At 72.6% G+C, this 21,383-nt stretch carries 18 protein-coding genes; 3 read left to right on the forward strand and 15 right to left on the reverse strand.

Going from position 1 to position 21,383, the window contains the following annotated elements; all coding sequences use genetic code 11:
- Positions 1-17: 17 nt before the first annotated feature.
- Both IF02_RS0112960 and IF02_RS0112965 read right to left on the reverse strand, forming a co-directional pair.
- Entirely contained in the window at positions 18-1,244 is a 1,227-nt protein-coding gene (locus tag IF02_RS0112960; RefSeq protein WP_030156436.1) for an LCP family protein, read from the reverse strand.
- A gap of 195 nt (positions 1,245-1,439) precedes the next feature.
- Positions 1,440-2,597 carry an acyl-CoA dehydrogenase family protein gene (locus IF02_RS0112965; protein ID WP_030156437.1) on the reverse strand — a complete coding sequence of 386 codons (1,158 nt, stop codon included), beginning with the start codon at positions 2,595-2,597 and terminating at the stop codon, positions 1,440-1,442.
- A gap of 194 nt (positions 2,598-2,791) precedes the next feature.
- Here IF02_RS0112965 and IF02_RS0112970 point away from each other — a divergent pair, with 194 nt between their 5' ends.
- The gene (locus IF02_RS0112970; RefSeq protein WP_030156439.1) at positions 2,792-4,135 is read left to right on the forward strand and encodes a UDP-glucose dehydrogenase family protein; all 1,344 of its coding nucleotides are present in this window, start codon (positions 2,792-2,794) and stop codon (positions 4,133-4,135) included.
- A 106-nt stretch (positions 4,136-4,241) separates the two neighbouring features.
- Here the strand turns inward: IF02_RS0112970 and IF02_RS0112975 are convergent, their stop codons facing one another.
- The 4 genes from IF02_RS0112975 to IF02_RS0112990 all read right to left on the reverse strand — a co-directional run bounded on the left by IF02_RS0112975 (position 4,242) and on the right by IF02_RS0112990 (position 8,373).
- A complete protein-coding gene (locus IF02_RS0112975; RefSeq protein ID WP_234318183.1) occupies positions 4,242-5,411 on the reverse strand; it encodes a dipeptidase in 1,170 nt (389 codons plus the stop codon).
- A gap of 114 nt (positions 5,412-5,525) precedes the next feature.
- On the reverse strand, positions 5,526-6,704 hold the full coding sequence (locus IF02_RS0112980) for a dipeptidase (protein WP_030156443.1): 1,179 nt from the start codon (positions 6,702-6,704) through the stop codon (positions 5,526-5,528).
- A complete protein-coding gene (gene purE, locus IF02_RS0112985; RefSeq protein ID WP_030156445.1) occupies positions 6,701-7,237 on the reverse strand; it encodes a 5-(carboxyamino)imidazole ribonucleotide mutase in 537 nt (178 codons plus the stop codon). The genes IF02_RS0112980 and purE overlap by 4 nt, the downstream gene beginning before the upstream one ends.
- Positions 7,234-8,373, reverse strand: coding sequence for a 5-(carboxyamino)imidazole ribonucleotide synthase (locus tag IF02_RS0112990; protein WP_078622067.1), 1,140 nt, complete (start codon positions 8,371-8,373; stop codon positions 7,234-7,236). Before IF02_RS0112990 ends, purE begins: the two co-directional genes overlap by 4 nt.
- A 222-nt stretch (positions 8,374-8,595) precedes the next feature.
- Here IF02_RS0112990 and IF02_RS0112995 point away from each other — a divergent pair, with 222 nt between their 5' ends.
- Positions 8,596-9,126 carry a GtrA family protein gene (locus IF02_RS0112995; RefSeq protein ID WP_037836175.1) on the forward strand — a complete coding sequence of 177 codons (531 nt, stop codon included), beginning with the start codon at positions 8,596-8,598 and terminating at the stop codon, positions 9,124-9,126.
- Between the two features lie 16 nt (positions 9,127-9,142).
- On the opposite strand, the gene IF02_RS0113000 is transcribed toward IF02_RS0112995, so the two are convergent.
- Both IF02_RS0113000 and IF02_RS0113005 read right to left on the reverse strand, forming a co-directional pair.
- On the reverse strand, positions 9,143-10,408 hold the full coding sequence (locus tag IF02_RS0113000) for an ATP-binding protein (RefSeq protein ID WP_030156450.1): 1,266 nt from the start codon (positions 10,406-10,408) through the stop codon (positions 9,143-9,145).
- 15 nt (positions 10,409-10,423) lie between these two features.
- A complete protein-coding gene (locus IF02_RS0113005; RefSeq protein ID WP_030156453.1) occupies positions 10,424-11,101 on the reverse strand; it encodes a response regulator transcription factor in 678 nt (225 codons plus the stop codon).
- Between the two features lie 496 nt (positions 11,102-11,597).
- On the opposite strand from IF02_RS0113005, the gene IF02_RS0113010 reads away from it, so the two are divergent.
- A complete protein-coding gene (locus tag IF02_RS0113010) occupies positions 11,598-13,115 on the forward strand; it encodes a peptide MFS transporter (RefSeq protein WP_030156454.1) in 1,518 nt (505 codons plus the stop codon).
- An 89-nt stretch (positions 13,116-13,204) separates the two neighbouring features.
- Here IF02_RS0113010 and IF02_RS0113015 read toward each other — a convergent pair whose 3' ends face one another.
- The 7 genes from IF02_RS0113015 to IF02_RS0113045 all read right to left on the reverse strand — a co-directional run bounded on the left by IF02_RS0113015 (position 13,205) and on the right by IF02_RS0113045 (position 21,361).
- Positions 13,205-14,539 (reverse strand): hypothetical protein, encoded by a 1,335-nt coding sequence (locus IF02_RS0113015; protein WP_030156456.1) that lies wholly within the window; start codon positions 14,537-14,539, stop codon positions 13,205-13,207.
- 14 nt (positions 14,540-14,553) lie between these two features.
- Positions 14,554-15,624 (reverse strand): hypothetical protein, encoded by a 1,071-nt coding sequence (locus IF02_RS0113020; protein ID WP_051696202.1) that lies wholly within the window; start codon positions 15,622-15,624, stop codon positions 14,554-14,556.
- Positions 15,625-15,647: 23 nt separating this feature from the next.
- Entirely contained in the window at positions 15,648-16,721 is a 1,074-nt protein-coding gene (locus IF02_RS0113025) for a hypothetical protein (protein ID WP_051696184.1), read from the reverse strand.
- Between the two features lie 17 nt (positions 16,722-16,738).
- Positions 16,739-17,419 (reverse strand): LPXTG cell wall anchor domain-containing protein, encoded by a 681-nt coding sequence (locus tag IF02_RS0113030; protein ID WP_030156461.1) that lies wholly within the window; start codon positions 17,417-17,419, stop codon positions 16,739-16,741.
- A gap of 113 nt (positions 17,420-17,532) precedes the next feature.
- Positions 17,533-18,711 (reverse strand): imidazolonepropionase, encoded by a 1,179-nt coding sequence (hutI, locus tag IF02_RS0113035; protein ID WP_030156462.1) that lies wholly within the window; start codon positions 18,709-18,711, stop codon positions 17,533-17,535.
- A 128-nt stretch (positions 18,712-18,839) separates the two neighbouring features.
- Entirely contained in the window at positions 18,840-20,180 is a 1,341-nt protein-coding gene (locus IF02_RS0113040) for a formimidoylglutamate deiminase (protein WP_030156464.1), read from the reverse strand.
- Positions 20,171-21,361: an allantoate amidohydrolase gene (locus IF02_RS0113045; protein ID WP_030156466.1), complete on the reverse strand. Its 1,191-nt coding sequence runs from the start codon at positions 21,359-21,361 to the stop codon at positions 20,171-20,173. The genes IF02_RS0113040 and IF02_RS0113045 overlap by 10 nt, the downstream gene beginning before the upstream one ends.
- Positions 21,362-21,383: the final 22 nt, after the last annotated feature.

A 21,383-nucleotide genomic window follows, 5' to 3' on the forward strand; every position in this document is an offset into this window, starting at 1 on the left:
CGCCTTTGGGGATTGCTTTACCGGCAATCGGCCGTGCCCGCCGTCGTTCCCGTGAAGGTGGGGACGGGCGCGGGGGTGGATCCGGTTCCCTTCGGGGCCGCCGAGGCCTCGCCTTCGGCGGCCCGGGCGGTCTCCGGGGCCTGTTCGGTTTCGGCCTTCGCCGGGGTCGTCGGGGGCGGCGGGGTCACCGTGAGCGGCCTGTCCATCCGCAGCTGCTCGAAGAGTTGGGCCGCGTCCGGCTGCACCAGCTCGTCACGGTTCGGGTCGGCGGCGTACGGGCGGCGGGGCACCGTCAGGAACTTGACCTGCTCGGCCGGTATGTCCCGGATGCCCCGCACCAGTTCGTACAGGCCGCGCAGCGAGGCCAGTCCCGGGTCCGTGGTCACCGAGGAGGTCGCCGCGTCCAGCAGCGGGTACAGCCGGCCCGGGTTCAGCAGCACCCCGGTGCTCTGCACCTTCTCGACCAGCGAGCCGAGGAACTGCTGCTGGCGCTCCATCCGTTCGGTGTCGCTGCCGTTGCCCAGGCTGTAGCGGGCGCGGACGAAGCCGAGGGCCTGCTCGCCGTGCAGGGTCTGCCGGCCGGCCGGGAGCTTCAGCTTCGCCTCGGAGTCGTTCATCGGCTGCTTGAGGCAGATCTCCACCCCGCCGACCGCGTCGACCATCTTCTTGAACCCGTCGAAATCCACCACCATGTGGTGGTCGATCCGGATTGCGGTGAGTTTCTCGACCGTACGGATCGTGCAGGCGGCCCCGCCCCACTGGTACGCCCAGTTGAACTGCGCGAGCCGCTCGGCGGTGCGGCTCCCGTCCGCCGTCAGGCAGGCCGGGATCCGCGTCATCAGGTCCCGGGGTATCGAGACCGCGGTCGCGCTCCTGCGGTCCGCGGGCAGGTGCAGCAGGATCGCGGTGTCCGAGCGCTCGGTGCCGCGGTCCTGCCCGTAGCGGGCGTTCTCCTTGCCGGAGCGCGAGTCCGAGCCGATCAGCAGGATGTTCTGCGAACCGCCCACGGCGTGCGTGGGGCGCTCGCGCTCGTAGCGCCCCAGCTCGGCCGCCGCGGAGGTGTCCTCGGTGATGTTCCCGTCGAGCTTGCGGTAGAGCCACCAGCCGACCGCGGCCCCGCACAGGACCAGCAGGGCCAGCCCGAGCGCGATCCAGCGCAGCAGGCGGCGCCGGCGGCCGCGCGGAGGCTTCGAGGAGCCTCCGGCCGCTTCGGTGCCGCCCGGTATGCCTGCGCTGTCCGTCACTGGCGTTCCGTCCCCTCACCACACGTGCGGGCCGTACGGCTGAAACCACGACCCCAGCCGATCGTGCCCCCGCCCCACCGCCCCGGCCCGGGGACAGCCCCCTGTCTAGACCCATGTGGGTGACAAATCGTGGCAACGCGAACGGCCCCCGGCGGAATGCCGGGGGCCGTTCGCGGTACTGCGGGCCGGGCGGGGTTACGGCAGGTTGCGGGCCATCACGATGCGCTGGACCTGGTTCGTGCCCTCGTAGATCTGCGTGATCTTCGCGTCGCGCATCATGCGCTCGACCGGGTAGTCGCGGGTGTAGCCGTAGCCGCCGAGGAGCTGGACGGCGTCCGTGGTGACCTCCATGGCGATGTCGGAGGCGAAGCACTTGGCCGCGGCGCCCAGGTACGTCAGGTCGGCGTCACCGCGCTCGGAGGCGGCGGCCGCCTGGTAGGTCAGGGCGCGGGCGGCCGAGACCTTCATGGCCATGTCCGCGAGCATGAACTGCACGCCCTGGAAGTCGCCGATCGGCTTGCCGAACTGCTTGCGCTCCTGGACGTAGCCCTTGGCGTAGTCCAGGGCGCCCTGGGCGATGCCGAGCGCCTGGGCGGCGATGGTGATGCGGGTGTGGTCGAGGGTCTTCATCGCCGTGGCGAAGCCGGTGCCCTCGGCGCCGATCATGCGGTCGGCCGGGATCCGCACGTTGTCGAGGTAGACCTCGCGGGTCGGGGAGCCCTTGATGCCGAGCTTCTTCTCCGGGGCGCCGAAGGAGACGCCCTCGTCGGACTTCTCGACGACGAAGGCGCTGATGCCCTTCGAGCGCTTCTCCGGGTCCGTCACGGCCATGACCGTGTAGTACTCGGAGACGCCCGCGTTGGTGATCCAGCGCTTGACGCCGTTGAGGACCCAGAAGTCCCCGTCGCGCACGGCGCGGGTCTTCATGCCGGCGGCGTCCGAGCCCGCGTCGGGCTCGGAGAGGCAGTACGAGAACATGCCGTCGCCCTTGGCCAGCGGGCCGAGGTACTTCTTCTTGAGGTCCTCGGAGCCGGAGAGGATCACCGGGAGCGAGCCGAGCTTGTTCACGGCCGGGATCAGGGAGGAGGACGCGCAGACGCGGGCCACCTCCTCGATCACGATCACGGTGGCCAGCGCGTCCGCGCCGGCGCCGCCGTAGATCTCGGGGACGTGGACGGCGTGCAGGTCGTTGGCGACGAGCGCGTCGTGGGCCTCCTGCGGGAAGCGGGCCTCCTCGTCGACCGCGGCGGCGAACGGCAGGATCTTCGCCTCGGCGAGCGAGCGGACGGACTCGCGGAGCATGTCGTGCTCCTCGGCCGGGCGGTACAGGTCGAAGTCGGCAGAACCCGCCAAGACTCTCACTCCCCAAGTGTGATGCGTGATGCTAACTACCGTTAAGTAACCCAAATCTTAGTGTCCGGCGTCCCGGCAGCGATATGTACGGGGCACGTGAGCTGCGTGACAGCCGGGTCTCCTGGGGAACGTCCCCCCGGACCGGCCCGACTATGCTCAGTGGCCGCAAACGGCCCCGCACCTCTGGAGCACCCATGGCCCCCCTCAGGATCACTGTGATCGGCACCGGCTACCTCGGCGCCACCCACGCCGCGGCGATGGCCGAGCTGGGCTTCGAGGTGCTCGGGCTGGACGTGGTCCCGGAGAAGATCGAGATGCTGTCCGCGGGCCGGGTGCCGATGTACGAGCCCGGGCTGGAGGAACTCCTCGCCGCGCACGTCGAGGGACTGCCGGGCTCCACCGGGCGGCTGCGCTTCACGCAGTCCTGGGAGGAGGTCGGCGCCTTCGGCGACGTCCACTTCGTCTGCGTGAACACCCCGCAGAAGCACGGCGAGTACGCCTGCGACATGAGTTACGTCGACTCCGCGATCGAGTCCCTCGCCCCGCACCTGACCCGGCCGGTCCTGGTCGTCGGCAAGTCCACCGTGCCCGTGGGCTCGGCGGAGCGGCTCGCCGCGAAGCTGGCCGGGCTGGCCCCGGCGGGCGACGAGGTCGAGCTGGCGTGGAACCCGGAGTTCCTGCGGGAGGGCTTCGCCGTACAGGACACCCTGCACCCCGACCGGATCGTGATCGGCGTCCAGGGCGAGCGCGGCGAGAAGGTGCTGCGCGAGGTGTACGGGACGCCCATGGCGGAGGGCACCCCGCTGGTGGTGACCGACTTCCCGACCGCCGAGCTCGTCAAGACCGCCGCCAACTCCTTCCTCGCCACCAAGATCTCCTTCATCAACGCGATGGCGGAGGTCTGCGAGGCGGCCGGCGGCGACGTGGTCAAGCTCGCCGAGGCCATCGGCCACGACGACCGCATCGGCAGGAAGTTCCTGCGCGCCGGCATCGGCTTCGGCGGCGGCTGCCTGCCCAAGGACATCCGGGCCTTCATGGCGCGCGCCGGCGAGCTCGGCGCGGACCAGGCGCTGACCTTCCTGCGCGAGGTCGACTCCATCAACATGCGCCGCCGCGGCCACATGGTCGAGCTGGCCCGCGAGGCCGTGGGCGGGTCCTTCCTCGGCAAGCGCGTCGCGGTGCTCGGCGCCACCTTCAAGCCGGACTCCGACGACGTCCGCGACTCCCCCGCGCTGAACGTGGCCGGGCAGATCCACCTCCAGGGCGGCCAGGTCACCGTCTACGACCCGAAGGGCATGGACAACGCCCGCCGCGTCTTCCCGACGCTCGGGTACGCGGACTCGGCGCTGGAGGCGGCCCGCGGCGCGGAGGTCGTCCTGCACCTCACCGAGTGGCGCGAGTTCCGCGACCTCGACCCGGTGGAGCTGGGCGCGGTCGTCACCGACCGCCTGATCCTCGACGGCCGCAACGCCCTGGACACCGACCGCTGGCGCGCGGCCGGCTGGACCTACCGCGCGATGGGCCGCCCGCGGGCCTGAGCCCCGGGCCGGGACCTGGACCTGCGCCTGGACCTGGGCCGGGACCTGGGCACTGGGCCTGGACCTGGGCCGAGCCCGGACCGAGTACCCGGACCGGGGACCCGGATCACGCCGGTCTGCGGTGCTGGGCGGCGCGGGCCGTGAATTCCGCGTCGCGCAGCACCCGCTGGGCGTTGCCCCAGGTCAGCAGGGCCAGGTCGGTCTCCGACCAGCCGCGCTCCAGCAGTTCCGCGATCAGCCGCGGATAGCCCGAGGGGTCGGTCAGGCCCGTCGGCCGGGGGACGCCCGGCTCGGTGCCGAAGGTGGCGCCGAGGCCGACGCAGTCCGGGCCGGCGACGGCCCGTACGTGTTCCACGTGGTCGGCCACCGCGTGCAGGGAGTCCCCGGTCTGCGCGGCGTCGAAGGTGACCATCGCCAGCCCCTGCGCGGCCCGCAGGGCCAGCAGCACCTCGTCGGTCACGTTCCCCGGATGCGGGTTCAGCGCCGCGGCCGCGGTGTGCGAGACGATCACCGGGGCCTTGGAGGCCCCCGCGAGCTGGCAGGCCACCTCCGGAGTGCACCCGGTCAGGTCCACCAGCATCGCCAGCCGGTTCATCTCCTTGACCACCTCGTGGCCGAAGGGCGACAGGTCCTCCCGGGCCCACGGCGCTCCCGCGGGGGCGAGGATCCGTACGCCCAGTGCGTGGAAGGCGCGCAGCGCGCCCAGCGAATCGGTCAGCGCACGTCCGGGTACCGGGCCCAGGAACGAGGCGATCCGGCCCCGGTTGCGGGCATCGGCCATGTCGTCCGCGGTCAGCGCGAGGCACAGGCCGTCCGGGTACCGGCGCATCAGGGCCAGCGCCACGTCGATCTGGTCGAGGGTGTCGGCCACCACCTGGTCGGCGGCCGCGGCCTCGCGCGGCGGCAGCAGCGACCAGAACTGGGCGCCGACCCCGCCGGCGCGCAGCCGAGGGATGTCGGTGTCGACACCGCTGTCGGGCGTTTCGATGTCGTGGTACGGGCTCTGGCGCAGGGTCCAGACGAGGGTGTTGTGCCCGTCGGCGACGGGATGTACGGACAGCAGCGCGACGGCCCGTTCCAGGGCGCTGCCCGCCACCGGGGCGGGCGTGTCCTCGGCCCCTTCGGAGCCGGGACCCACGGGGACCGTTTCGGCGGTGCTCGCGGTGGTCGCGGTGTACGCGGTGTGCGCCGCAAAGGCGGCTTGAGGTTCATCCTGCAGGTCGGCCATGGCGTTCGGCTCCGGTCTCGGCGGCAGCAGGGAGAGAGATGCTGCCACCGTGACACGCCAGGGGCCCGGGTCGCCCGGCGGATGTGGCGTTCGGGTGTCACCCGCAGGTCACACCCCTCGCCGCAGCCGCCGGGCAGGCCCGCCGCCGTGGCGCCGACGCGGCTACAGCACCGCGTTGGACGGGCCGCGGGACGCCGAGAGCTCGCGCGCCACCGCCTCCGCGTCGCGCAGCGCCCGTACGGCGTTGGACCAGGTCAGCTTGGCCAGGTCGGCCCGGGACCAGCCGCGCGTGAGCAGCTCCGCGATCAGGTTCGGGTAGCCGGCCACGTCGTCCAGCCCGGACGGGGTGAAGGCCGTGCCGTCGTAGTCCCCGCCGATGCCGATGTGGTCGACGCCGGCCACCTCGCGCATGTGGTCCAGGTGGTCGGCGACCGTGGCGGCCGTGGCCACCGGGCGCGGGCGCTCGGCCTCGAAGGCCCGGTGCAGGGCCATCGCCTCGGGCCTGGTGTCGAGGTGGTGGAAGCCGTGCGCGCGCAGGTTCTCGTCAGCGGCCAGGGTCCACTCGACGGCCGCCGGGAGGATGAACTTCGGTACGAACGTGGCCATCGCGACGCCGCCGTTGGCGGGCAGCAGCTCCAGCACGTCGTCCGGGATGTTGCGCGGGTGGTCGCAGACCGCCAGCGAGGACGAGTGCGAGAAGATCACCGGCGCGGCCGAGACGGCGAGCGCGTCGCGCATCGTCGTCGCGGCGACGTGCGAGAGGTCGACGAGCATGCCGACGCGGTTCATCTCGCGGACGACCTCGCGGCCGAAGTCGCTCAGGCCGCCGTGGCGCGGCTCGTCGGTCGCCGAGTCCGCCCAGTCGATCGTGTCGTTGTGCGTGAGCGTCATGTACCGCACGCCCAGCCGGTGCAGGGCGCGCAGCGTGGCGAGCGAGTTGTTGATGGAGTGGCCGCCCTCGGCGCCCATCAGCGAGGCGATCCGGCCGTCGGCGCGGGCCGCCTCCATGTCGTCGGCCGTCAGCGCCCGTACGAGGTCCGCCGGGTAACGCTCGATCAGCTGGGCGACGGCGTCGATCTGCTCCAGGGTGGCGCTGACCGCCGTGTCGCCCGCGTAGTCGGAGCGCACGTACACCGACCAGAACTGCGCGCCGACCCCGCCGGCGCGCAGCCGGGGGAGGTCGGTGTGCAGCCGGCCGCGCTGGTCGCCGGCGATGTCGCGCTGTGCCAGGTCGTAGCGGACCTGCTCGCGCAGCGCCCACGGCAGGTCGTTGTGCCCGTCGACCACCGGGTGCTCGGCGAGCAGCTCCCGCGCCTCGCTCAGGCGCTGCGCGGCGCTCACTTGCCGAATCCGAAGGAGTCCGCGCCCGTGACCTTCGCCCGCAGCCGCTTGCCCTTCTCGGTGGCCTGGTCGTTCAGCTCCTGCTGGAAGTCCTTCATGCGGGCGAGCAGCTCCGGGTCGTGGGCGGCCAGCATCCGTACGGCCAGCAGCCCGGCGTTGCGCGCCCCGGCGACGGAGACGGTGGCGACGGGAACCCCTGCGGGCATCTGGACGATCGACAGCAGGGAGTCCATGCCGTCGAGGTACTTCAGCGGCACCGGGACGCCGATGACCGGCAGCGGGGTGACGGAGGCGAGCATGCCGGGCAGGTGGGCGGCGCCGCCGGCCCCGGCGATGATCGCCTTGAGGCCGCGCCCGGCGGCCTGCTCCCCGTACGCGACCATCTCGCGCGGCATCCGGTGCGCCGAGACCACGTCGACCTCGTAGGGGATCTCGAACTCGTCCAGGGCCTGCGCGGCGGCCTCCATGACGGGCCAGTCGGAGTCCGAGCCCATGACGATGCCGATGACGGGACCTGCGGTGGAGCTGCTCATGTGGTGATCGTTCCCCTGAGGTAGCCGGCTGCGTGGCGTGCGCGTTCCAGCACATCGTCCAGGTCGTCGCCGTAGGTGTTGACGTGGCCGACCTTGCGGCCGTGTTTCACGTCCTTGCCGTACATGTGGATCTTGAGCTGCGGGTCGTGGGCCATGCAGTGGAGGTACGCCGCGTACATGTCGGGGTAGTCCCCGCCGAGCACGTTCGCCATGACCGTCCAGCGGACCCGGGGGCGCGGGTCGCCCAGGGGGAGGTCCAGGACCGCCCGTACGTGGTTGGCGAACTGGGAGGTGATCGCGCCGTCCTGGGTCCAGTGGCCGCTGTTGTGCGGGCGCATCGCCAGCTCGTTGACGAGGATCCGGCCGTCGGTGGTCTCGAACAGCTCCACGGCCAGGTGGCCGGTCACGCCGAGCTCCTTGGCGATGCGCAGGGCGAGGGCCTGGGCCTCGCCCGCGAGGGCCTCGGAGAGGTTCGGGGCGGGGGCGATCACCGTGTCGCACACGCCGTCGACCTGGATGGACTCGACCACGGGGTAGGCCACGGCCTGGCCGTGCGGGGAGCGGACGATGTTCGCCGCGAGCTCGCGGACGAAGTCGACCTTCTCCTCCGCGAGGACCGGGACGCCCGCCTTGAAGGGGGCCTCCGCGTCCTCGGGGGTGCGCACGAACCACACGCCCTTGCCGTCGTAGCCGCCGCGCACGGTCTTGAGGATGACCGGGAAGCCGCCGACCTCGGCCGCGAAGGCCGCCGCGTCCGCCGGATCGCTCACGATCCGGTGGCGGGGGCTCGGGGCGCCGATCTCGTCGAGCTTCGCGCGCATCACCCCCTTGTCGGCGGCGTGCATCAACGCGTCGGGCCCCGGGCGGACGGGGATGCCGTCCGCTTCCAGGGCCCGGAGGTGCTCGATGGGCACGTGCTCGTGGTCGAAAGTGATCACATCGCAGCCGCGCGCGAAGGCGCGCAACGTCTCCAGATCGCGATAGTCGCCGATGACGACGTCGCTCACGACCTGGGCCGCCGAGTCCTGTGGGGTGTCACTGAGGAGCTTGAATCTGATGCCGAGGGGGATACCCGCCTCGTGGGTCATGCGGGCGAGCTGACCGCCGCCGACCATGCCGACTACCGGGAACGTCACCTCTCCAGGGTATCCGCCGGTATTCCGCCATCCGGACGTGACCCTGGCCCGTTCTGGTCGACGCGCGTAGCATTCGCGCCCCGTGTGCCGTGCGTCGCACGGTGTGCGAAGGCACAGACGGGCCCCTGGGGCGACACTTAGCATGGGCGGGTTGACCGAAGGCGGCAGACGCCTCCACGGACGCCCCCGACCGGGGCGGTGACGACAGGACTGATCGATCACATGAGCACGCCGCAGCAGGGTTCCGCGCTCGAACGCGTACGGGGCCTCGCCCGCGAGGTCGCGAAGTTCGGGGCCGTCGGCGGCGTCGGTGTGCTCGTCAACCTGGGCGTCTTCAACCTGATCCGCCACACGACCGACCTCCAGGTCGTCCGGGCCAGCGTCATAGCCACCGTCGTGGCCATCATCACCAACTACCTGGGCTTCCGGTACTTCACCTACCGCGACCGCGCCCGCACCGGCGGGTCCCGCGAGCTGCCGCTGTTCGTGGCCTTCAGCGTGATCGGCCTGGTGATCGAGAACGGCGTGCTGTACACCGCCACCTACGGGTTCGGCTGGGACGGCCCGCTCGCCACGAACGTGTTCAAGTTCATCGGCATCGGCACGGCCACCGTGTTCCGCTTCTGGTCGTACCGGACCTGGGTCTTCAAGGCCCTGCCGGAAGCGGAGCCCGTTCAGGCCCCCGCCTCCGTGGTCGCCTCGCCGCGCGGCGGTGCGGCCGGGACCCGAGCCCCCGAGCCCGCCCGCAAGTAGCGCGGGGACCGCCCGCTCAGCGGACCGTCTGCTCCGGCGCCGGCCGCTCCGGCGCCGTCCGGCTCAGGAACAGCGCGAACACCGGCGGCTGCGTCTGCAGCAGCTCCAGGCGCCCCCCGTCGGCCTCCGCGAGGTCCCGGGCCACCGCCAGACCGATCCCGGTGGAATTGCGTCCGCTGATCGCCCGCTCGAAGATCCGGTTGCCGAGGTCCGGCGGAACCCCCGGCCCCTCGTCCGTGACCTCCAGCACCGCCTGGTTCCCGATCACCCGGGTACGCAGCGCGACCGTGCCGCCACCGTGCATCAGCGCGTTCTCCACGAGCGTCGCCAGCACCTGCGAGACCGCGCCCGGGGTGCCGACGGCCCGCATGCCCGTCTTGCCGGAGCGCACGATGGCCCGCCCCGCACTGCGGTAGGCCGGCCGCCACTCCTCCACCTGCTGCTTGACGACCTCGTCCAGGTCGAAGGGGACCGCCGAGCCCGTCCGCGGGTCCCGCGAGTTCGTCAGCAGCCGCTCGACCACATCCGTGAGCCGCTCCACCTGGGTCAGGGCGATGGTCGCCTCTTCCCGTACGGTCTCCAGGTCGTCGGTGACCGTGATCTCCTCCAGCCGCATCGACAGCGCCGTGAGCGGGGTGCGCAGCTGGTGCGAGGCGTCCGCGGCCAGGCGCCGCTCGGCGGTCAGCATCCGGCCGATCCGCTCCGCGCTGGAGTCCAGTACGTCCGCGACCCGGTCCAGCTCGGGGACCCCGTACCGCTTGTGCCGGGGCCGCGGGTCGCCCGATCCCAGCCGCTCGGCGGTCTCGGCCAGGTCGGTGAGCGGGGACGCCAGCCGGTTGGCCTGCCGTACGGCGAGCAGTACGGCCGCCACGACGGCGAGCAGCGCCACCGCCCCGACCACGGCCAGGGTCCGCCCGACCTCCCGGGTCACCGTGGAGCGGGACTCCTCTACGACCACGGTCTCGCCCTGCTCACCCTTGGCGGTGCCGCGGATGACGCTGTCGGGGATCCGGTCCCCGACCTCCACGGGCGGCTGCCCGGGGACGGTGATCCGGGCGTGGCTGCCCATGTCCAGCTGCTCGGCGAGGGCCTGGGCGTCGATGGGCTTGTGCTCCAGGACGCTCGCCTCGACGATGCCCACCAGGCGCAGCGCCTCGGACTCGATGCGGTCCTGGGCGCTGCTGGTGATCGTCCGGGTCTCCACGATCACCAGGGAGACCCCGAAGACGGCGATGACGACGAGCACCACGGCGAGCGTGGAGTTGATCAGGCGGCGGCGCATGGTCCCGGAGGCCGCTCAGCTCTTCTCGAAGCGGAAGCCGACCCCGCGGACGGTGGCGATGTAGCGGGGGTTCGCGGCGTCGTCGCCGAGCTTCTTGCGCAGCCAGGAGATGTGCATGTCGAGGGTCTTGGTGGAGGACCACCAGGTGGTGTCCCAGACCTCGCGCATCAGCTGGTCGCGGGTGACGACCCGGCCGGCGTCGCGGACCAGGACCCGCAGCAGGTCGAACTCCTTGGCCGTGAGCTGGAGCTCCTCCTCCCCCATCCACGCGCGGTGCGATTCGACGTCGATCCGCACGCCGTGGGTGGCGGGGGCCTGGGCGGCGTCGTTGGCGCCGCGCCGCAGCAGGGCCCGGACCCGGGCCAGCAGCTCGGCGAGGCGGAAGGGCTTGGTCACGTAGTCGTCGGCGCCGGCGTCCAGGCCGACGACCGTGTCGACCTCGTCCGCGCGGGCGGTGAGCACAAGAATGGGGAAGCCGTGGCCCTCGGCGCGCAGCCGGCGGGCGACCTCGAGGCCGTCCATGCCCGGCAGGCCCAGATCCAGGACGACGAGGTCGACTCCGCCCTGAAGTCCCGCGTCCAGGGCGGTGGGGCCGTCCTCCCGGACCTCGACCTCGTACCCCTCCCGGCGCAGGGCGCGGGCCAGGGGCTCCGAGATGGATGCGTCGTCCTCGGCGAGCAGTACACGCGTCATGTGGGTGATGGTAGTCCGCGGCGGGTGCGCGCAGGGGCGTGCCTGCACACCCCTGCCGATCTGGTCTTATGAAGGAGGGGGGCCTTCGAATGTGGCGAAACGGTTCCCGGCTCGCCTTGTGATCCATCTCTCAAGTCCTTTCATACGCCACAGTGTCGTGTCGTATGGTGGCGAGACGCCTTATGCACTACCTCTGAGACCTTTGTGCCGAAAAGCGCGCCGAAGGTCTCGATTCTGTCCGGATCGATCAGGGGGTCTTGACGACCTGCCTCATCGCGTTCGGTGACAGTGAATGACCTGTGGGCCGGGCCCCGCGCGCGAAGGATGCGCGACGGGGCGTGGATCCCGGTTACGGATGTCCCCTGCCCCCTTCCTCAAGGACGGGGGCAGACCCCTGGGCGTGGGGTGGGACACCCCGTCGCCGGTGCCGGCCACCCCCCACCCGGGCGCTGTTCCGCTCACGAAGCGAAGCGTCCCGAGCAAGCAAGGATCGACCATGGCTTCCAGCCTGACGAGGGGCTCGGCGGACCCGTCCACCGAGAAGACCTTCTTCGGCCACCCCCGTGGCCTGGCCACTCTGTTCATGACCGAGATGTGGGAGCGCTTCTCCTACTACGGCATGCGTGCACTCCTGGTGTACTACCTGGTCTCGGGCGGCGCCGACGCCGCCACGGGCAGCCAGGGTGGCGGTCTGGCCATGACCGCGGCCACCACCACGGCCATCTATTCCGTGTACGTCTCGATGGTCTACCTGATGGCCATGCCGGGCGGCTGGTTCGGTGACCGTGTCTGGGGCGCCCGCAAGACGGTCGCCATCGCCGGCTTCGTGATCATGGCCGGCCACCTCTCGCTGGCCCTCCCCGGCCAGGCGATGTTCTTCGTCGGTCTGATCCTCGTCGCGGCGGGCTCCGGTCTGCTGAAGGCCAACATCTCCACGATGGTCGGCCACCTGTACAACGGCCCGGAGGACCCGCGCCGTGACGGTGGCTTCACGCTGTTCTACATCGGCATCAACCTCGGTGCCTTCGTGGCCCCGCTCGTCGTCGGCACCGTCGGCAAGGAGCACAACTGGCACCTGGGCTTCGCCCTCGCCGCCGTCGGCATGGGCCTGGGTCTGACCCAGTTCCTGCTCGGCACCAAGCACCTGAGCCCGAAGAGCAGCGTGGTCCCGAACCCGCTGTCGCCCGAGGAGCGCAAGGCCGTCCTCACCAAGGTCGCGTTCGCGGTGCTGGGGATCGCCGTCTTCTACGGTGCCGTGGTCGCCCTCGGTGCCTACACCCTGAACTGGGCCCTGGTCCCGCTGACCCTGGCCGGCCTGTTCATCCCGATCGCCGTCCTGACGCGCATCAAGCGCGACAAGGACCTGTCGGGCGCCGAGCAGTCGAAGATGACCGCGTACATCTGGTTCTTCATCGCCGCCGCCGTCTTCTGGATGATCTACGACCAGGGTGGCTCCACGCTGTCCCTGTTCGCGGACGACAAGACCGCCGGCACCGTCTTCGGCTTCGACTTCTCCGCCACCTGGTACCAGTCGCTGAACCCGCTGTTCGTGATGGCCCTGGCCCCGGTCTTCGCCTGGCTGTGGGTGTGGCTGGCGCGCAAGAACCAGGAGCCGAACACCATCGTGAAGTTCGCGATGGGCCTGGTCCTGATCGGTGCCTCGTTCTTCGTCTTCATCGTCCCGATGGGCATGGCCGGCGACGGCACCAAGGTCTCCCCGATGTGGCTGGTCTCGATCTACATGATCCAGACCATCGGCGAGCTGTGCGTCTCCCCGGTCGGCCTCTCCGTCACCACGAAGATGGCCCCGCAGAAGTACGCCTCCCAGATGATGGGTGTCTGGTTCCTCGCGGTCACCGCCGGTGACTGCATCACCAGCCTCCTGTCCATCGGCGGTGTCGACCTCAACGGCACCTGGGTGATCGCCTTCCAGGCGCTCGCCGCGGCCCTGGCCGGCTTCGCGGTCTACGCGTACCGCAAGAAGGTCCAGGTTCTGATGGGCGACGTGCACTGACGCACTCCCTCTGACGCGCGCGGCGGCCCGGCACACCTCCTGGTGTGCCGGGCCGCCGTGTTGTCGGCTGCGTCGTTCCCTCGTACGGGTTACCGCGTGCCGCGCAGGCGGCGCCAGGGGGTGAACGTGAAGACCGCGCCGCCGAGCAGGATCACCGTGCCGGCGACCAGGGCCAGGGCCTTGATCCCGCCCTCGTCCTCGGCGCCCGTCTCGGCGAGGCCGCCCGAGGCGCCGGCGGAGCCGGTGGATCCGGTGGTGGCCGGCGAGCCGGAGCCGCCCTCCTGGGCCGTGGTGTCGAGCTCCAGCGAGACGCCGCTGCTGGCCGCCTTGCAGGGCACGTTGATCGGCGTGGCCCCCGGGGCCATCGTGACGTCGATCGTCAGCTGGTCCGGGCTCAGCGTGACCTTGCCGGTCTTTCCGGGCTTGTAGGTGCCGGTCATGTCGCTGAGGCTGACCGGGGCCTTGTCCGGGATCGGCTCGGCGTTGGCCGGGCCGGAGACCTTGACCATGCCGCTGTCGGCGCCGCCGAGCTTGATGTTCATCGAGGGCTTGAGGGCGCCGGCCGGCAGGGCCATCGGGCTGGCCATCGCGCCCTTGGCGGTCTTGACGGTCAGGTCGTAGCTGCCGCCGTTCTTCTTGGCGTTGATCGTGACCGGGGTCTTGATGCCGCCGGGGACGACCGGGCCGCAGTCGAAGGCGACCTCGACGGGCTTGCCGGGGAAGTCGGTCTGGCCGCCGCCCCCGGCGGTGGTGCCGCCGCTGGTGGCCCCGCCGTTCGTGGCACCACCGTTGGTGGCACCCCCGGTCGTGGCACCGCCATTGGTGGCACCGCCATTGGTCGCTCCGCCGTTCGTGGCACCGCCGTTCGTGGCACCGCCGTTCGTCGTGCCGCCGCTGGTCCCGGCCGCCACGTCGATGGTGGCCCCGACGCCCACGTCACCCGTGGGCGCGCACTTGGTGACGAAGGTGCCGAAGGAGAAGGTGACCGCGACGTCGTACTTGCCGGGGGTCAGCGTGATCTTGCCCGCCTTGGTGAGCTTCAGCTTCCCCTTCATCGTGGACATCTGCATGGGGGCCTTCTTGGGGATCGGCGGGTTCTTCTTCTCCCCGACGACCTTCAGCTCGCCGCCCCCGCCGCCCACCGTGATCCAGCCGGTGGGCTGGACCGAGTCCTGCGGGATGTCCATCAGGTCCGTGTTGTTCGAGGCCGGCTTCACGGTCTCCCAGGACACGTCGACCTCGTCACCGACCTTCGCCGACGCCGGAGCGGTGACCTTGGCGGTGGTCTCGCCCTCCACCGGGTCGCCGCCGCCCGCCGGCGGCACGCACTTGACGTTGAACTTGGTCTCCGCCGCCTGGGCGGGAGTGGCCCCGATGGCTATCCCGGCGCCGCCGAGCAGCAGCGCGATCACGGCCGCGCTCACCCTCCGTTGGGTCTTCACAAAGGTCCTTTCGTCGTCGGACTGTTCTCAGACGGTGCGGACGCCTGTGGTGCGTGTGGGGATCTCGGCCCCGGCGCGCTGTCCGGGGTGAACCACGGCAGGACCGCCGCGGTGGTGTGGGGGGAGTCCGGCGCGGCCGCCGGCCCGGCGTCGAATACGCCCTGCTGCTCCGGGGACTTCGCGCCCCGGTGGCGGCCGGCGCCCTGCCCCGGGCCGCGCGGCCGGACCTTGTCGACGACGGCCATGCCGATACGGAAGACCGCGGCCGGGATCACCAGCAGGAGCAGGCCCCAGAACAGCAGCACCCCGTACGGGCGGTCCACACCCCAGGGCTGGGTGGCCACGACCGTGTCGCCGTACTTGAGGGAGACGGTGTAGTCCCCGTGCGCCCCCGCCGCGAGGCTGACGTCCAGCCGCACCTCCGCCTTGCCGCCCGGCGGGATCGTGCCCTTCCACCGGACCTCGTCCCACAGTGGCGCGAACACCCCGTGGGCGGTGCCGAGCTGGAAGACCGGGTCCTTGACCGGGGCCGAGCCGAGGTTGCCGACGGTGACCGTGAACTTCCGGGCGGGCGGGGCGCCGAACCAGGTCAGCACCCCGTCCTCGCCCTCCAGCCGGACCCCGGTGAGCATCGCGAGACGCGCCGTGCCGGACTCGGCCGGCAGCTCGGCCACCGGGTGGTCGGTGATCTTCAGCGGGGCGGCGACGGTGGACTGGTCCCCGTTGACGGAGGTCACGTTGACGACGCAGGGGCAGGGCTTGGGGGGTGCCACCACGGCCAGCCGGGCGGTGAAGCGCCCGTCGTCGCCGACCGAGACCGCGGCCCCGTCGGCGTTGGCGCAGCTGTTGGTGCCGCCGATCATGTTCTGCCCGCAGACCAGCAGCATCACCAGCGTCCTGGCGCGCCAGCCGGTGCCGGTGACGGTGATCTCGGTGCCCTTCGCGGCCTCCTGGAGCGAGAGCGCCACGGCGGGCTTGCCCTCGTCGGCGGCGGCCGCCGCGGCCGGGGCGGAGGCCGGGAACAGGATCAGAGCGCACAGCGCCAGCCCCGTCGCGATGAGGGCCATGGCCTTGCCGCCGACCGCTGCGCTCACCTGGATGCTCCCGTCAGCTCGTGTTCCGGTGCCCGGTTCCCCGCGGGTACGGGCTCCTCGTCCGCCGGCGGTCCGCCGCGGGCCCGCCTGCCGCGTACGAGGAGCAGCGCGGCCAGGACGACCCCGCCGAGGCCGAGCAGCCCGGCGCCGACCCCGGCCGCGATCCCCCAGGGCACGAACCACGCCGATGCGGTGGCGGTGGCCGGGGCCGCGCCGGGGGCGGTGACCCTGAGGGTGAGGGCGACGTCGTCGAGGACCGGGGCTCCGGGCCAGGGCTCGGTCAGCGACACCCGCTGGCCCGGGAGCAGTTCCACGGGCAGGGCGCGGGCGGTGCGGCCGGGGACCTCGCCGAAGAGCCCCTCGGCGCGCAGGGCCAGTTCGGGGGCGAGGGCCACGTTGCCCCGGTTGACCAGGGTGTACGCGACGACCGCGCGGGCGCCCTTGCCGCGTACGGAGACGTCCTCGACGGTGAGGGCGGCCAGCGTCGGGCCGCCGACGCGCAGGTGGACCCGTACGCCCGCCTCGCGGCCGTCCTCGGTGGCGATCACGGCGGCCGGGTGGTCGCCGGGGAGGGAGGCGGGCGGCAGGGTGACCGTGAAGGGGACCACCGCGCGGGTGCGGGGCGGGATCTTCACGGTGGCGGCGGCCCCGAAGCTGATCCAGGAGCCGGCGCCGGGAGCCTCGCTGTTCTGGCGGCCTCCGGCCGCGGGGGTGGCCGGGCGGACGGCGAGGGCCCCGTCGGCCGTGTTGTAGGCGTCGGCCCCGCGCAGGGTGACGGTGCGCTCCCGGTCGGAGGTGTTCGTCAGGGCCAGCCGGTCCTCCAGGACGGTGCCGGCGGGGCCCGCGAGGTAGAAGTACGGGCGCGTCGGCCCGGCCCCGCCCGCGGCGGGCTCGGCGGTCCAGCCGGGCTCGTCGGCGGCGGCGGGCGTGGCGGTGGCGGCGGGCGTGGCTGCGGCGGGCGTGGCGGCGCCCGCGGCCCCGAGCAGCAGGGCCGCGGCGAGCAACGCGGTGCACAGGCGCCGGACCGGGGTGGGGATGGGGGTGGAGGTGGGGGTGTGGAGCACGGGCATGGCCGGGGGTGCTCCGTTCAGGACCGGGCCCGCTGGCCGCGCCGGGTCAGCCAGAGCACGCCGGCGGCGCCGGTGAGCAGCACCGTGCCGCCGAGGGTGCCGAGGGCGAGAGCGGAGTCGGTGGGTCCGGTCTGCGGGAGGGTGTCTTCCGTACCGCCGCCGCCGGAGCCCCCGGACGCGGCCGGCGCGGAGCCGGTCACGTCCAGCTCCAGGGAGGGCTTGGGGCTGTTGCCGGGGGTGCAGGTGGTGGTGGTCCCCAGCGCCTTGATGGTGAGCACGCCCGCGGTGAAGGTGACCTTGCCGCTCTTCTTGGGGGTGTAGGTGCCCGAGAGGTCGGTGATCTTGATGGGGGTGTTGGCGGGCACGGCCTCGGGGTTGGGCGGTCCCGAGACCGGCACGGACGCCTTCTCGGCGCCGCCGACGAGGATGACGGCGCTGGGGCTCATGGCGCCCTTGCCGAGTTCGACGGGGCTGGACGAGACGCCCTTCTGGAAGGACATCGTCAGCTTGTACCCGTCGCCCTCCTTGACGGCCTTGATGTCGATGGGCGAGACCGCCGACTTGTCCCCGATGGGGGTCTTGCAGTCGTACGCGACGTCGACGACGTCGGCATGGGCTGCGGGGGCGGCCAGCAGGACCGCCGTTCCGGCCAGCGCGGAGGCCAGCGCAAGCGCGGTGGAGCGTTTCCGGTCGGACACCTTCGTCTTCCCCTCGGGCCACGGATTTCTGACGGAACATCAGATCGGTGGCTCAAGGTACGCCCGGGGCCTTACGGAGGGAAGACAAAGGACAGGCCCGGATTGACCGTTCGTCAGTGCGCGCGCAGGCCCTTCTGCCAGACCGCCGAAACCAGCGGAACGCCCGGCCGGTAGGCCAGGTGGACGTGGCTCGGGGCATCCAGGAGGGCCAGGTCGGCGCGGGCCCCGGGGGCGATCCGGCCGATGTCGGTGCGGCGCAGGGCGCGGGCCCCGCCGGCGGTGGCGGACCAGAGCGCCTCGTCCGGGGTCATCCGCATGTCGCGTACGGCGAGGGCGATGCAGAAGGGCATGGAGCTGGTGTACGAGGAGCCCGGGTTGCAGTCCGTGGACAGCGCGACGGTGGCGCCCGCGTCGATCAGGCGGCGGGCGTCGGGCCACTGGGCGCGGGTGGAGAACTCCGCGCCGGGCAGCAGGGTGGCGACGGTGGTGTCCGCGGCCTGGACGAGCGCGTCGACGTCGGCGTCGGTGAGGTGGGTGCAGTGGTCGGCGGAGGCGGCCTCCAGCTCGACGGCGAGCTGCACGCCGGGGCCGTAGGACAGCTGGTTGGCGTGGACGCGCGGGATCAGCCCGGCGGCGGCGCCGGCGGTGAGGATCGCGCGGGCCTGGTCGCCGTCGAAGGCGCCCTTCTCGCAGAACACGTCCACCCAGCGGGCGTACGGGGCGCAGGCCGCCAGCATCTCGCCGGTGACGAGGTCGACGTAGCCCGCCGGGTCCTCGGCGTAGTCGGGGGAGACGATGTGGGCGCCGAGGTAGGTGACCTCCTCGGTGTGCGCGGCGGCGATGCGCAGGGCGCGGGCCTCGTCCTCGACGGTGAGGCCGTAGCCGGACTTGGTCTCGAAGGTGGTGGTGCCCTGGCGGCGGGCCTCGTCGAGGTGCCGTACGAGGCCGGCCTCCAGCTCCGCGTCGGTGGCGGCGCGGGTGGCGGCGACGGTGGTGCGGATGCCGCCGGCGGAGTAGCTCCGCCCGGACATGCGGGCGTTGAACTCGGCGGTGCGGTCGCCGGCGAAGACGAGGTGGGAGTGCGAGTCGACGAAGCCGGGGATCAGCGCCCTGCCGTTCGCGTCGAACGCGGAGTCGGCGGCCGGGGCCTGGCCGGCCGGACCGACCCAGGCGATCTTGTCGTCCTCGATGACGACGGCCGCGTCCTGGAGGAGGCCGAGGGGGGAACCGTCGCCGAGGGCGGGGTCGTTGGTGACGAGACTGCCGATGTTGGTGATGGCCGTGGTGGTCATGGGTTCCTCTCAGGGCTTGCTTGTCCCCCGCCCCGCCCCTTCCCGAAACCGGGCTCTGCCCGGACCCGAGGCGGGGTCTGGGGCGGAGCCCCGGTTTCGGGAAGGGGCGGGGCGGGGGAAAGACGGCGTCAGCCGCGGAGGGCTGCGATCGATTCGGCCAGGGCCGACGGGACGTCAGGGACCAGGGTGTGGGCGCCGTCGCGGACGATGTGGCGGCCGCCGACCACCGTGTGACGGACGTCCGACGCGGTGGCGGCGAAGACCGCGGTCTCGGCACCCAGCCGCGGCAGCGGACCCGCCGTACGGACGGAGTCCAGGGCGATGGTGGTGAAGTCCGCGAGCGCCCCCGCCTCCAGGCGCCCCGCGTCCGCGAGCCCCAGCGCCGCGTGCCCGTCCGCCGTGGCGGCGGTGAGCAGCGCGTTCGCCGTCCAGTGCCCCCGGGTCCGGCTCCGCAGCCGCTCGTTGAGCTCCATCGCGCGGGCCTCCTCCAGGAGGTCGATCACCGCGTGGCTGTCGCTGCCGAGCGAGAGCGGGCTGCCCGCCTGCTGGAGGCGGGTCGCCGGGCCGATGCCGTCGGCGAGGTCGCGCTCCGTCGTGGGGCACATGCACGTACCGGTCGTCGTGCCGCCCAGCAGGGCGATGTCCACGTCCGTCAGGTGCGTGTTGTGGACCCCGGTGGTCCGCGGGCCGAGCACCCCGTGGTCGGCCAGCAGCTGGGTCGGGGTGCGCCCGTGCGCGGCCAGGCAGGCCTCGTTCTCGGCGGTCTGCTCGGAGAGGTGGACGTGCAGCGGGGCCTGCCGCTCGTCCGCCCAGCGGGCGACGGTGGCCAGCTGCTCCGCCGGCACGGCGCGTACGGAGTGGATCGCCGCCCCGATCAGCGCGTGCCCGCGCGGCTTGAGGGCCGAGACCCGCTCGGCCCAGGCGTCGGCCGTCCCGTCCGAGAACCGCAGCTGGTGCGGGTTCGGGGCCTCGCCGAAGCCCGACGACAGGTACGCCGTGTCCAGCAGCGTGATCCTGATGCCGGCCGCCGCGGCCGCCTCGATCAGCGCCTCGCCCATGGCGTTGGGGTCGGCGTACGGGGCGCCGCCCGGCGCGTGGTGCACGTAGTGGAACTCGCCGACGTTGGTGATGCCGGCCAGCGCCATCTCCGCGTACACCGCGCGCGCGAGCGCGAAGTACGTGTCGGGGGTGAGGTTCTGGGCGACCTGGTACATGAACTCGCGCCAGGTCCAGAAGGTCCCGGAGCCCACCTGCACCAGCGAGCGCAGCGCCCGGTGGAAGGCGTGGGAGTGCGCGTTCGCGAGCCCCGGGACGGTCAGGCCGCGCAGCACCTCGGCCCCCGGCGGCGGGGTCTCGGCCCCGGTCCGCAGGGCGCCGATCCGGCCGTCCGCGGTGACCTCCAGGGCCACGCCCGGCTCGACGTGCGTGCCGAGCCAGGCGTGTTCCAACCAGTACGTCTTCACCGGCAGGCCAGTCCTTCCAGTACGTCGGCCAGCGCGAGGACACCGGCCACGCAGTCGTCCTCGGGGGCGAACTCCCGCGGGGAGTGGGAGACCCCGGTGGGGTTCCGTACGAACAGCATCGCGGTCGGGACGGCGGCGGAGAGGATTCCGGCGTCGTGTCCCGCCCCGGTGCCCAGGACGGGGACGGAGCCGCCGAGGATGCGGTTCATCTCGTCGCGCAGGGCGTGCTCGAACTCGACGACCGGGGTGAAGGACTCCCGTACGACGGCCAGGTCGATGCCGTCCTGGTCGGCGCGCTCGCGGGCGGCCTTCTCGATGGCGGTGACCACGGTGTCCAGCGTCGCCTGGTCGGCGGCGCGGGAGTCGAGCCAGCCGCGCACGAGGGACGGGATGGCGTTGACGCCGTTCGGCTCGACCGAGATCTTGCCGAAGGTCGCGACGGCGCCGGCCAGGGCCGCCTCGGTACGGGCGGCCAGGACGGTCGACGCGTACGTGAGCATCGGGTCGCGCCGGTCCACGAGACGGGTGGTGCCGGCGTGGTTGGCCTCGCCGCGGAAGTCGAACCGCCAGCGGCCGTGCGGCCAGATCGCGGACGCGATGCCGACGGCGTCGCCGGAGAGGTCCAGGGCCCGGCCCTGCTCCACGTGGAGCTCGACGAAGGCGCCGATGCGGGCGAGGCGCTCGGGGTCGGCCCCGATGGCCTCGGGGTCGTACCCGGCGGCCTCCATGGCCCGGGGCAGGCTGATCCCGTCGGCGTCGCGGAGCTCGTACGCCTTCTCCTTGGTCAGCTGCCCGGCGGCGAGCCGGGAGCCGACGCAGGCGAGGCCGAAGCGGGCCCCCTCCTCGTCGCCGAAGTTGGTGATGGCCAGTGGCCTGGCGAGCTCCGCGCCCCTCCTGCGGAGTTCGTCCAGGGCCGCGAAGGAGGACACCACGCCGAGGGGGCCGTCGAAGGCGCCGCCGTCGGGCACGGAGTCCAGGTGGGAGCCGGTGACGACGGCGTCACCGGCGAGGGGGTCGCCGAGCCAGGCCCACTGGTTGCCGTTGCGGTCGGTCTCGTACGCGAGGCCGCGGGCCTCGGCCTGGGCCTGGAACCAGGTCCGGCAGTCGGCGTCGGCCCCGGTCCACGCGTAGCGGCGGTAGCCGCCGGATTCGGCGTTGCGACCGATGGGGGCGAGCTCGTTCCACATGCTGTGGAACGAGGCCGCCCCG

The organism is Streptomyces sp. NRRL S-244 (assembly GCF_000717915.1).
GTDB lineage: Bacteria > Actinomycetota > Actinomycetes > Streptomycetales > Streptomycetaceae > Streptomyces.

Coding starts and splice junctions, on each gene's coding strand:
- IF02_RS0112970 (WP_030156439.1), top strand. CDS start 2,792: ATGGCCCCCCTCAGGATCACTGTGATCGGCACCGGCTACCTCGGCGCC.
- purE (WP_030156445.1), bottom strand. CDS start 7,237: ATGAGCAGCTCCACCGCAGGTCCCGTCATCGGCATCGTCATGGGCTCG.
- IF02_RS0112995 (WP_037836175.1), top strand. CDS start 8,596: ATGAGCACGCCGCAGCAGGGTTCCGCGCTCGAACGCGTACGGGGCCTC.
- IF02_RS0113000 (WP_030156450.1), bottom strand. CDS start 10,408: ATGCGCCGCCGCCTGATCAACTCCACGCTCGCCGTGGTGCTCGTCGTC.
- IF02_RS0113005 (WP_030156453.1), bottom strand. CDS start 11,101: ATGACGCGTGTACTGCTCGCCGAGGACGACGCATCCATCTCGGAGCCC.
- IF02_RS0113010 (WP_030156454.1), top strand. CDS start 11,598: ATGGCTTCCAGCCTGACGAGGGGCTCGGCGGACCCGTCCACCGAGAAG.
- IF02_RS0113020 (WP_051696202.1), bottom strand. CDS start 15,624: ATGGCCCTCATCGCGACGGGGCTGGCGCTGTGCGCTCTGATCCTGTTC.
- IF02_RS0113025 (WP_051696184.1), bottom strand. CDS start 16,721: ATGCCCGTGCTCCACACCCCCACCTCCACCCCCATCCCCACCCCGGTC.
- hutI (WP_030156462.1), bottom strand. CDS start 18,711: ATGACCACCACGGCCATCACCAACATCGGCAGTCTCGTCACCAACGAC.
- IF02_RS0113045 (WP_030156466.1), bottom strand. CDS start 21,361: ATGTGGAACGAGCTCGCCCCCATCGGTCGCAACGCCGAATCCGGCGGC.